This is a genomic window from Endozoicomonas sp. SESOKO2 (assembly GCF_024606245.1).
Lineage (GTDB): Bacteria > Pseudomonadota > Gammaproteobacteria > Pseudomonadales > Endozoicomonadaceae > Endozoicomonas_A.
In genome coordinates, this window is record NZ_JAHHPQ010000161.1 from 1 (window position 1) to 12437 (window position 12437).

Annotated in this window: 8 protein-coding genes; 2 read left to right on the forward strand and 6 right to left on the reverse strand. The window is 48.0% G+C overall.

From position 1 onward, the window contains the following. Positions 1-153 precede the first annotated feature (153 nt). Positions 154-2634 carry a penicillin-binding protein 1A gene (locus KDK17_RS04000; RefSeq protein ID WP_257279859.1) on the forward strand — a complete coding sequence of 827 codons (2481 nt, stop codon included), beginning with the start codon at positions 154-156 and terminating at the stop codon, positions 2632-2634. 122 nt (positions 2635-2756) lie between these two features. Here the strand turns inward: KDK17_RS04000 and KDK17_RS04005 are convergent, their stop codons facing one another. The 3 genes from KDK17_RS04005 to rpmE all read right to left on the reverse strand — a co-directional run bounded on the left by KDK17_RS04005 (position 2757) and on the right by rpmE (position 5414). Beyond that, positions 2757-4007 carry a malic enzyme-like NAD(P)-binding protein gene (locus tag KDK17_RS04005; protein ID WP_257279860.1) on the reverse strand — a complete coding sequence of 417 codons (1251 nt, stop codon included), beginning with the start codon at positions 4005-4007 and terminating at the stop codon, positions 2757-2759. 244 nt (positions 4008-4251) lie between these two features. Continuing rightward, complete coding sequence (locus KDK17_RS04010) at positions 4252-5070, reverse strand: thermonuclease family protein (protein WP_257287401.1); 819 nt, start codon at positions 5068-5070, stop codon at positions 4252-4254. A 128-nt stretch (positions 5071-5198) separates the two neighbouring features. Continuing rightward, positions 5199-5414 (reverse strand): 50S ribosomal protein L31, encoded by a 216-nt coding sequence (rpmE, locus tag KDK17_RS04015; RefSeq protein ID WP_257279891.1) that lies wholly within the window; start codon positions 5412-5414, stop codon positions 5199-5201. A 320-nt stretch (positions 5415-5734) separates the two neighbouring features. Here rpmE and KDK17_RS04020 point away from each other — a divergent pair, with 320 nt between their 5' ends. Further along, a complete protein-coding gene (locus KDK17_RS04020; protein WP_257279862.1) occupies positions 5735-7954 on the forward strand; it encodes a primosomal protein N' in 2220 nt (739 codons plus the stop codon). Here KDK17_RS04020 and KDK17_RS04025 read toward each other — a convergent pair. From KDK17_RS04025 to KDK17_RS04035, 3 genes are all read right to left on the reverse strand, one after another. Then, positions 7951-8745 carry a DUF2059 domain-containing protein gene (locus tag KDK17_RS04025; protein WP_257279863.1) on the reverse strand — a complete coding sequence of 265 codons (795 nt, stop codon included), beginning with the start codon at positions 8743-8745 and terminating at the stop codon, positions 7951-7953. The two genes, KDK17_RS04020 and KDK17_RS04025, sit on opposite strands and share 4 nt — an antisense overlap. Positions 8746-8815: 70 nt before the next feature. Beyond that, complete coding sequence (locus KDK17_RS04030; protein ID WP_257279864.1) at positions 8816-9526, reverse strand: 16S rRNA (uracil(1498)-N(3))-methyltransferase; 711 nt, start codon at positions 9524-9526, stop codon at positions 8816-8818. A 149-nt stretch (positions 9527-9675) separates the two neighbouring features. Continuing rightward, a complete protein-coding gene (locus KDK17_RS04035) occupies positions 9676-11883 on the reverse strand; it encodes a hypothetical protein (RefSeq protein WP_257276155.1) in 2208 nt (735 codons plus the stop codon). Positions 11884-12437: the final 554 nt, after the last annotated feature.

The following is a 12437-nucleotide window of genomic DNA, read 5'->3' on the forward strand; positions in this document are numbered from 1 at the left end:
CTCAATTTCTTGCAATCCTCGCTACGGACGCTTAAGTCCGACAGGCTGCTAGGGAAATTGAACATTTCCCTTTATAATGCCCCTCCTGTAACTGCCAGGAAACTGTCTATTCCCGGTCAGCCTCCTCAAGCCAGAACTGGACATCAGCCAAGCATGAATCGATCGGTAAAAATTTTAAAATTTCTACTCTGGAGTGGCCTGGCAGCCGTCAGTGGCATTACCCTGATAGCAGCCAGTGCCTATCTCTATCTGAGCCCTTCGCTACCCTCAGTTGATACCCTGCGAGATACTCACCTGCAGACGCCTCTGCGCGTCTTTTCAAAGGACGAAAAACTGATCGCAGAGTTTGGCGAAATGCGCCGAACACCAATCCACTTCGCAGATGCCCCCAAACCCTTGATAAAAGCGTTCATGGCTGCCGAAGATGATCGCTTCTACCACCACCATGGCGTCGATATTATGGGTCTGATGCGGGCTGCACTTCAGCTTGCTTCAACCGGTCGCATCCAGTCAGGGGGCAGTACGATCACCATGCAAGTGGCGAAAAACTTCTTCCTGAGTCACGAACGGGTATTCTCCAGAAAGTTCAACGAGATTCTGTTGGCTCTACAGATTGAACAGGGACTGACCAAAGACGAAATCTTTGAGCTCTATCTCAATAAAATTTATCTGGGTAACCGCGCCTACGGAGTCGAGGCTGCGGCACAGGTTTATTACGGCAAATCCATCGATGAACTCAATCTGGCTCAATGGGCCATGATCGCGGGACTGCCCAAGGCCCCTTCCCGTTATAACCCAATCAATGACCCCGAACGTTCACAGGTTCGCAGAAACTGGATTCTTGGCAGAATGTATGATTTGGGTTACATCAGCCATGCGGATTATGAAGAGGCTGTTCAGGCTCCGGTGACAGCGAGTTACCACGGCCCCAAAATTGAACTGCAGGCCCCTTACATTGCCGAGATGGTTCGTCAGGAAATGATTGAGAGGTTTGGCCCGGAAACCTACACGGAAGGCTTCAAGGTTTACACTACCGTTGACAGTGTCTTACAAACATCCGCTAACGAAGCCGTTGCCAATGGTCTTTTCGCTTATACAGAAAGGCATGGATATCGGGGACCCGTTAGCAACCTGAATGAGGACGAAGAAGGTAAGTCCTTCATTCAACAGCAAAAAGATGCAGCGACTATCTGGAAACAGACTCTGAAAGAGACCCATTCTACCGCTGTCCTGATTCCTGCTGTGGTCACCGCGGTAGAAGATCAATCGGTGACAATCCTGATGAAAGAGGACAAAACCGATCACATTGACTGGGACAACCTCAAATGGGCAAAGCCTTTTATCAATGTTAATGCTTATGGCTACAACCCCAGACAGGCGTCAGACATCCTGAAGCCCGGTGACCTGATTTGGGTGAGAAAGATGCCTGACGGTCGCTTTCGTTTAACCCAGGAACCCCAGGCGCAATCTTCGCTGATTTCCATGAGTCCGGAAAATGGAGCTATTCTTGCCCTGGTAGGCGGCTTCAATTTCTACGACAGCATGTATAATCGTGCCACACAGGCTATCCGACAAGCGGGTTCAGCTTTCAAACCTTTCATCTACATGGCTGCTCTGAACAAGGGGCTGACCGCCGCTACCATCATCAACGATGCTCCTGTTGTTTTCACTGACCAGGGACTTGAAGGCATCTGGCGCCCGAATAATGACAATATGAAGTTCAACGGCCCAACGCGACTCAGGGTAGGCCTCTATCGCTCAAGGAACCTGATCTCGATTCGCATCCTCAGGCAAATTGGTGTCAGGCGCACCGTAAACTTCCTGACTAAGCTTGGATTGCCTGAGGACACTCTAACCCGAAACCTCTCTCTGGCTCTGGGTAACGTTTCCATGACACCGCTGGAATTGACCACAGGTTACGCTACGATTGCCAACGGCGGATACAAAGTGATGCCCTACTTGATTCAGAGAGTCGATGTTCTGGATGACACCGTATTCGAGGCCAATCCGGTGACTGTCTGTCGGGACTGCGGGAAGGAACCGACTGCTGAAGAAGGATTAGTCTCAGAACAGGTGACTGAAACCTCAACCGCACCTCTGCCGGAGGACAAACCTCTGGCTTCTGTTGAAGCTGTCAATGAAGCTGAGTCCGTTATGGACAGACGGGTCAATTATATCCTCAACGACATCATGCGCGATGTTATCTGGAAAGGCACCGGTAAAAGAGCAAGAGTCCTTGAACGTCACGATATTGGTGGTAAGACAGGTACCACAAATGACAGTAAGGACGCCTGGTTTGTCGGATTTAACCCTGATGTGCTTACCAGTGTCTGGGTCGGCATGGATAACTTCTCCTCCCTGGGTCGCTGGGAGTTTGGAGCCAATGCCGCTCTTCCCATCTGGATCAGTTACATGAAAACCGCTCTGGCAGATCAACCGATAAGACGCCTGCCTCAGCCAGCAGGCATAGAAACGGTTCGAATTGATCCAAGAACAGGACAGCTGGCAAAGCAAGGCGATCCTGAAGCCATTTTCGAAGTGTTCAGGAAAGAAAATACACCCAAGAGGCTGAGCGAGGGAAGGAGTCCCTCCCCGGAAGATAGCGGCTCACTCAAACCGGAAGATTTGTTCTAAGATTCCGTCGCGCCCGGAGGTTCTGACTTTTTTGCCAGTTCTGATCGGGCCAGGCTTCAGGAACCCAAAAAAGCCCGCACCTGAAAACCAGGCCGGGCTTTTTTAACAACTGAATCTCAGGCTTATATATCGTCCAGAGACTGCAGAGGATAATGGGCAGGATAAGGCTGACGGGCTACCCCAGAATCTACAGCAGCCTTTGCCACTGCGGCAGCAACAGAACCCAGCAGACGAGGATCAGTCGGTTTGGGAATGATGTATTCCGGGCCAAAGCTCAGCTCGGCTCCCTCATAGGCATCAATGACCTCCTGAACGACTGCTTCCTTAGCCAGTTCACGAATAGCGTGAACAGCAGCCACCTTCATCTCTTCATTGATACGACTGGCACGAACATCCAGAGCACCACGGAAGATGAACGGAAAGCCAAGTACGTTATTCACCTGATTTGGATAGTCAGACCGACCTGTTGCCATGATGACATCAGAGCGTACTTTTTTGGCCAGCTCCGGACGAATTTCAGGATCAGGGTTGGCACAGGCAAATACAATAGGATTCTCAGCCATCCTTGCCAGCTGATCCGAAGACAGCAGGTCAGGGCCAGACAACCCCAGGAAAGCATCAGCCCCATTAATAGCGTCGTCCAGGTTACGGCAATCTGTCTCAACCGCAAACAAGGCCTTGTACTGGTTAAGGTCATCACGCTCTGTGTGAATAACGCCTTTGCTGTCCAGCATAAAAATATTGGCCGGATTCATGCCACAGCTGATCAGCAACTTGACGCAAGAGATGGCTGCGGAACCGGCACCGAGACAAACCAGACGAGCTTCTTCGATCTTCTTGCCGGCAATCTCAAGAGCGTTCAACATACCTGCGGCAGTGACAATGGCCGTACCATGCTGATCATCGTGGAATACAGGAATATCACACTCTTCAATCAGACGACGTTCGATTTCAAAGCACTCTGGCGCCTTGATATCTTCAAGGTTAATACCACCAAAGCTGCCGGCAACCCGCTTAACTGTGTCAATAAAATCCTGAGGGCTTTCGCAGTCCACTTCCAGATCAATGGAATCGACTCCGGCGAAGCGTTTGAACAGCAGAGCCTTACCTTCCATAACAGGCTTACTGGCAAGTGCGCCAAGGTTACCCAGGCCAAGAATCGCTGTACCATTACTGATCACCGCGACCAGGTTACCTTTCATGGTGTATTTGTAGGCATTTTCAGGGTCAGCAGCGATTTCACGCACTGGCTCTGCGACACCCGGACTGTAGGCCAGAGACAGATCTTTGGCAGTCTCGGCTGGCTTGGTCAGTTCAATCGAGATCTTTCCGGGTTTTGGCTGGGCATGGTAATCCAGAGCGGCTTGCTTCATATCCTTGTACTTTAATCCTGATGAAAATATGAGATCGTAAGAGTGGAGAATATAGGATCACCGTTTATCGAACAAGGATTCAGTCGGCCGGAAAAGTATATCTACAGACCGGGCATCCGGATTAATGCCGAAAACGAGATGCCTATAGCATAAGCAAAACATTTTGTGCCAACCTTTACTACGCGAATGCAATCAAATGTCTTCCATACAAAAAGACAGACCACCCACCGGGCTTACAAGGGCATTATTCTAACCTTTGAATACCATCGCGGCTGTAAATACCTACCATCCAACGCTTATAACGACCTTCTCCCTTATTTTTCTCCTTGCGATCAACCAGCCAACCTCTGAACTCAATACGCTGACCTATCAGACCTTTCAGCCACGCTGCATCTAAAGAGGATTTGGGCACACGAATAACCACCGGGCCATCCATTTCCACCCAAAGAAAATCACTCTTTTTGGGATTAGCAACCTCAACGACCTTGCCCCTGAGTATTGCAAAACCCGGCTTCAACCTGTCGGCCCTGATATCCAGAACAGGACTTTTTGACCAAACACCTATTTTCTCTCTTCTGGCTTCTGCTTCCTGCCGCTTCAGACATTGTCGATAAGCATCAGGCTCTTCAGAAAACAGTTGGTAAGCCAGACCTTTCTCGATAAGCAGCGACTCGATGGATCGACCGTCCATTAGAAAGGGATGGGCCAGCACCCGACCATGATGATCTTTTCCAACAGCCTGAATCCTGATTTTCTGCGTGCCTGATAACAGCTGTTTCAGGGTCAGAGAGGCTAAATCACCGAAGGGGTCTGCCGACTTATTTTCATGGGCTATTTCAGGCGTGTTGATAGAGGGGAAACGAATTTTACGGCCATCCTTCAGCGTTAGTGAATCGCCGTCAGCGATGTAGTCCCACTTTACAGTCTCTGAAGGGCCTTTCAGGGTACAGGACGTAGTAGCGTATAGAGGAGAGATCGAGAAAAATATCCAGACATAAAAAAAGGCGCCCACAAAAGTGTGAATCGCCTTTTTTGCACAGCCAGGAAGGTCAAAAGAAATCATTATGCTACCTTTCGAATCATTCTTCGAACAAGCATAGCGGTATTTTCAACCCATGCTGTCTATAGTTCATGACCGCTTCTGACTCATGGCTGTTTGAGAGCCACCTAAAATGCAAGCATCAGAAATCCTTACTTGCGAGCACCAACCTTGCCGAAACGCTTGGTGAAGCGCTCGATACGACCGCCAGTGTCCATCACTTTCTGAGTGCCGGTGTAGAATGGATGGCACTTGGAGCAAACTTCAATGTGCAGGTCTTTGCACAGAGTAGAGCGAGTCTTAATCTTGTTACCACAGGAGCAGGTAACTTCGATTTCTTCGTAATTCGGATGGATTTCCGGCTTCATGGGATCTACCTCAAAACAATGCGTGCCGCCACCCGGTCTCTGGCTAATAGCAACCCGGCCAAGGCACCGCACGCGAAATGGTCACATACAGGCATACCCGAGCAGTGACTCGAAAGTACTGCTCGGAGACTGCCAGTCAGTGACCCTGGAAAATTGAGGCGGAATCATACCAAAGTATCCCCGTCAATCAAATACCGGTATTTCACTGGCTGTTCATTTCAACCGAACCGCAACTCAGGTTAAACTGGTGAGGACTTCTGTCGGAAGACTTCTGACAGCATTAATCATTGAAACGCCATTAGCCACTGAACAGCAGCCTCATGACCTCATGTGACGATAATTATCTCAGCGTCGCCGTACCCACCCCATTGAGGCAGATGTTCGACTATCTTCCGCCAGATAATAAGGCGAACCTTCAACCGGGTATGAGAGTTCAGGTTCCTTTTGGACCCCGAAAGCTGGTTGGCATAATCGAAGCCATTAAACAGGAATCTGACCACCCCAGGGAAAAGCTCAGAAAAGTCTCTGCCGTTCCTGACCGGGTCCCTTTGATTCCTGAAGACATCATGCAACTTTGCCGCTGGGCATCCAGTTACTATCACTACAGCCTTGGAGAAACCTTGCTTCAGGCATTACCCAAGGCTCTTCGACAGGGAAAGCCTGTAACCCGGGAAACAATAGCACTCTGGAGCCTTGCTGCTCCGCTTGATGAAGCCATCACCCAATCCCTGAAAAGAGCTCACAAACAGCTCAAGGCCCTGCAATGGCTGGAAAAATACCCTGAAGGTCTATCAGAGACTGAGCTCCGGGAAGTCGGTTTTAGCAAAACTATTCTCACCCAATTGCAAAAGAAACAACGGGTAGTTGTTCGAGAAGTTGAGCGGGTTGACCGATATTTCACTGAACATACAAACCCATTAAAACAAGAGCCCCTGACACTGAACTCTGAACAAGCTTTTGCTCTTAAAGGCATTCTGGCATCCCCCTCTTTTCACCCTGTTTTACTGGATGGCGTCACCGGAAGCGGTAAGACAGAAGTCTACCTCCAGGCCATCGAAGCGACGCTCAAAGCCGGTAAACAGGTTCTTGTTCTGGTTCCTGAAATTGGTCTGACGCCTCAAACCGTCAGACGATTTCGCAGCCGTTTTTCTGTCCCTGTGGTCTGTCTTCATTCTGGATTGAGTGATGGCGAACGTCTTCAGGGCTGGCTTGCTGCCAGTCGCTCCATAGCCGGGGTATTGATTGCTACCCGCTCAGGCATTTTTACGCCTTTACCCAAGCTGGGATTAATTATTGTTGATGAAGAGCATGACAACTCATACAAACAGCAGGATACCCTCAGATACAATGCCCGGGATATGGCTATATACCGGGCAAAAATAGCAGACTGCCCCGTCGTCCTGGGATCTGCCACGCCCTCTCTGGAAACCCTTATAAACGCCAGAAAAGGTCGTTACAGTCACATGGAGATCAGCAGTCGGGCCGGGCATTCCCGTCCACCGACTCTGGAACTACTCGATATCCGTCAGCAGTTACTCCATGAAGGGTTTGCCCAGAGCCTTATAACAAGAATGCAGACTACCCTTGATAAGGGCGAACAGGTCATGGTCTTTTTAAACCGCAGAGGCTACGCCCCCTCCCTGATCTGTCACGATTGCGGTGAAGTGACCGATTGTCCGCACTGCGATGCCCACCTGACACTGCATCGCCTGCCACCTCATATGCATTGCCACCACTGTGATTATCAAACTGCTATCCCCTGGTCATGTCCAAAATGCCACAGCAAAAACCTCCAGCCTGTGGGTCAGGGTACCGAACGGTGTGAACAAATTTTGGAGCAAATGTTCCCGAATACCCCTCTGATCAGAGTGGACAGAGATTCGACTCGTCGAAAAAATGCGCTTTCAGAGATTCTGGATACGATCCACACCGGCAAACCCTGCATACTATTGGGTACTCAAATGCTGGCCAAAGGCCATCATTTCCCCGATGTCACGCTGGTAGCGATAGTCAATGCCGATTCCGGTCTGTTCAGTTCTGATTTCAGAGGACTGGAAAAAACCGGACAGTTGATCCTTCAGGTTGCTGGCAGGGCTGGTAGAGAAAAAAAACCGGGACATGTCATCATTCAAACTCATAACCCTCAGCATCCTGCTTTGCAGATGCTGGTCAGCCAACCGTATAGTCGCTTTGCAGACAGTTTGATGAGTGAACGAAAACAGCTCAAACTGCCGCCTGAAGGCTATCTGGCTTTGTTCAGAACGGAGTCGTCTATGGCGGGAGCGGGTGAGAATCTACTAAAAAGTCTCAGGAATGTTTTACTAAACCACCACCAGGAAAGCCCTGCCAGGATATTGGGCCCCATCCCGGCTCCTATGGAAAAAAGGCAGGGGCGCTATCGTTACCAGCTGTTTTTGCAGGGAGACCAACGTGTTTCTGTGCATCGCCTACTGGATATTGCCGTCAAACATTTGGATTCCATGAAACTGCCAAAAAACCTGCGCTGGACATTGGACGTTGACCCCCAGGAGATGAGCTAAAGAATTCGGGCTATAGCCTGAATCTGACCACGCTGGAAATTCTGCATGGCGGTGCTTCTGGCAAAATTCAGGTAAGCGCGAATCTCATTGTCAGGCAAGCTTCGATAGGTATAGAGATAAACGTACCTCATATGGTCATTCATCCCTTTACGAATGACCGGTTTTTCCCTGGCTTTAAGCACCTCAGGCGGCCTTAAAGGACGCCCATCATTGATCGGCATCACTTCATGAAGTATGCGCTTGGCTCCCACCGACGCACTGGCAGCTAGTTCCGTACCGAGTTCAACCGCATCCAGCGTTTCCATCAATTCTTCAATCAGACGTATGCGACTGGTTCGAGGTAACTCTCGGGATAATTTGTCTTCAATGTAAGCCTGCATACGAAGTGCATTGCGAGGATCGTTAGCCTCCATTTCCAAACGCAGAATTTTTTGCCCTAGTGATGAGTTATACCAGTCCAGAAGTTTCAGTAATTCACCGACACTCAACGCTTCATCTAGAGTGGCTTCCATGGAAGATTTAAAAAGACCCGGACTGTAGCGAACCTTGACGACCTGATTAACCGTATTCACCACTTCTGGTGGCAGTGTGTATTGCTTCTGGTCAATGGTCATGCTGGACAATACCCAACCAAGCTGTTGTTCCAGCTGAGCGTTATCATAGAGTTCATCCAGCAACACACCTTTGTCAGCGGCTATAAGTTTTCCGTTCAAGAGAAACAGAAGAATGAACGCCAGAGTTTTTGAAAAATGGCTCAATGTGGGCAACGTAAAGTTGCATTGTGTATCCATACACTCACCCTGCGAACAGGAAGGCTGTGCTTACAACATACCTAAACCGCAAGAGCGTGTAAAATGGGATTCAGTCATACAATTTACTGGTCAGCGCGGTGACAGCGGTTTCAACCCGAAGAATTCTTGAGCCCAGATGAACCCGATCAAACCCTGCCTCCTCCAGCTTTTCCACTTCATAGGGGATAAACCCACCTTCAGGCCCAATCGCCAGAACCACCTCATCGTCTACCTGATGAGGGCAAGGGACTCCGCCGACAGGATGGGCTACAAAACAACGTTTGCCTTCCATAATGGCTGGCAAGCGATCCTCAACAAAAGGCTTGAAGCGTTTCTCAAGAATAATTTCTGGCAACAGCGTATCCCTTGCCTGCTCCAGCCCGAGAATAAGCTGCTCACGCACTTTTTCTTCTGACAACCAGGGCGACTGCCAAAAGCTTTTCTCAACCCGGTAGCTGTTCATAAGGATGATTTTTTTAACTCCAATAGACGACAAATGCTGCAAAATCCTTTTCAGCATTTTCGGACGGGGTAACGCCAGCAGAATGGTCATAGGTAGAGGCTCAGGAGGCTTTTTGTTCAGACATACATCCAACTCCATTGCCTGATCCGTCAGAGAAACAATGACGCCTTCACCCATTTCTCCATTCAGCAGCCCTACTCTGATCCTGTCACCGGCTTGAGAGCGATGAACGTTCAGGACGTGCTGAAGGGGTCTGCCTATCAGCCTGACGCGGCTTTCAGAAATAAAATCGGTAGGAGTCAATAACAGCAAGTTCATATCGGGACGCATCAACAGTCAGAAAACAAAACATGCATTTTCCAGATAAAGCCTCCTTAACGAAAGGCTAATTTTATCGAAGACCTGATACAGTGGGGAGAACTTGGCTCCTGTAATCGATGAGCCTGAGCATCAACCGTAGAAAATAATCAGGAGTGTTTGTTCTTTTGCTTTTTTCCCCTGCGAGATCTACGGAATCCATCAGGTATTGCAGCTTGATTAATCATGTCAGCTAATTTTTTCCTGAATTTTAAGTTTTTATGACTTGTATCAAATCCTATGCAATACCTATCCTTCATACAGTCAACAAAACAATCTATCAAGCTAGAAGCATAAGCTCTGCATAGAGCATCTTGTGTGAAGTCTGTTTTGATTATCTCTTTTGGTAAATCAAACAAAAACAACTCAACATCACCAGACTCCGATATCTGATAGTTAATTGAGTCAGGTTCCAGATATATCTTATTTTTTACCAATGCAGCCACTTCTCGAATAGCATGCTGGAGTACGCCAAAAAATACCTCTTCATCAGGAATTTCTTTAACCTGTAACTCCTTTCCAGTAATCTGATCTTTAACAACCATGTCATCTATAAACGAATCGAGATTATATGCGCTTTTATCATCAGCAATGTGTCCATCAAGATCGTCAAATAAAGGCATAACGATTGCGGGAACAGTCACACCGTCTATCTCGACAAGAACGTTTTTATGATAAGAGAGCGTGTTAAAACCTAGCTGCCTGAGTTGTTCTGTTGACTGTGTTTCCTTTAACGCGGTATCCCAGCGCTCCACTTGATAACTTTCCGCCGGCACTGCAATGGCAAAACCTTTACCTTTTATATTAATTTTAAAAACTTTTTTTGTACCGCCTTGAGATACAAGGTCACACAAAAAATCTTGCTGATCATCTGATGTTTTTTCTCCTTGAGAATCATCAGATGTCTTTAGCATTGTTATTTTTAATTCATCCCCCACATACATTCGATTCAGATTATATTTTTTTTCAGGATCACGAGCGTTATTTAAGGCTAGAGCCTCATCTAAAGACACCTCGAAATCTCTTAATTCGTCAATATCAACCGACGCAACATCGGAAACTTGTAAAACCTCCCGCGAACCAGAGGGTTCCTTATTAGCGTCTTTCAGGTTTTGATAATTTTCTTTCAATCCACCCAACAGATGTCTGGTGTATTTTTCGGGCGCACGCTCGATCACCTCTTTGACCATGTCTTCATAAGAAACACAGCGTTCTACCCTTGTCTCAAGGGCTTTCAGCGCTTTAACTTCTGGCAGCTCTTCCGGTCTGACCTCGGCATAAGGAACGACGACGTATTTTATTCCAGGCGGATCAGACTCTTCCTCCTCAACCCTTTCTTCTACATCAGCCTTCGCATGACATGCTTCCGAAATTCCCTGGATCACATTGTCAATATCAACCAGCAGCTCTTTCTGCAGACGGACTACCATCTCCATGTCTTCAGACACATGACTCCAGGGTAAGTCTAAGGAGGTGTCTTCAGCCCAGTTTTCACGATCTTCCAGATACTGCCTTATGGATGGATCCAACCGCGCCTCATCGCCGGTTTCCACACAGATTTCTTTGAAGGCAGTCAGCAGGTTTTTCGCGTATTTTGAAGGTGCTTCCTGTTTGATCACAGCAAAGGCGTCATTGATATCGCTGGCCTTCATCAAACTCAGGGCCAGTGCACTGATTTGATCTTTTCTGAGGCCGGATCGACTGTCTATCTGCTCCTCTTCATTCTTATGAATCAGTTCCAGGAGAGGGAAAATTTTCTCTTTGAACGCACTCAATTCATCGGCATAAGCCAGCAGCGGAACCTTTACCTTAAGAGCTTTCAGGCGATATCCAGCCTGCTCCACAAGTTTTTTCATTTTCAGAAGGTAGCCATATTGTTCGCAATGCTCAAAGTGGTTATCGAAACATGAAACCATTGCGGGTATATCTTCAGCCATCTGAAGCGAATGCAAAAAACTGCGTTCTTTCGCTGTGTATTCTTTAAAACCTTCAGCCAGCCATTCAGTGGATTGACCCAGTTCGGATTTGAATCGCTGAAACAGATTTTCCTTTAACTCTTCAAACGATTCATTTCGAATTGTGGATTCCAGCCATAAACGGCCCTGTTCTGACAACCCCAAATTGGCCCCGGTGTCCCGCCCGATCTTTAGGAAGCTCATACAGAGCCTCTTCTGATAGGGCTCTGGCACCACATCATTCAACAACACCAGCATCTCATTTAGGGAGGGGCAATCATCAATTCTGTGAAGAAGGCTGATCTGTATTTTCTTGTATAGCTCCGGTTCTTTCTCGCCTTCAATAGCGACGATATCATCCATAACTTCTTTAATCCGGAGTTTGAAATCGCCCTTGAATGCATCTATTTCAGCAAACGAATAGCCTTTTAGTACTGCTGATAGCCTTTGGGGTCCCATAGGTGTTATGGAACGTTGGTTCAGAGATGACGCAGGCGGTTTAAAGGAATCCTGGCTTTTTTTAAGACGGGTAGGAATCAGGACAGCACCGACACTTCGGCAGAAAGCTCTGGCTTTACCAAAAACCAGAGAGGTTGCCTTTCTAATACTGATGGCAGCCATCCTGAGGTGATACAGGATACTGTCGTCCTGCGAAGTCTTGTTAACATTAGCCATGTGCGTCCTGCAATAATTTCATTCCTCTATTCAACTTAGTCAAAGCTGGGCGAGTCATTTAAGTGACAGGGTTCACTCATAACCTGACAGCAAGAGAAATCTCAACTTTAATCTGGCACTGAACGCCTGATAAATCTGGAGATGAATATACCGGCTCAAACAGCAACCGCACCGGAATAGCCAGAAGAGACTAGCAGCCTGTCGGACTTAAGCGTCCGTAGCGAGGATTGCAAGAAATTGAG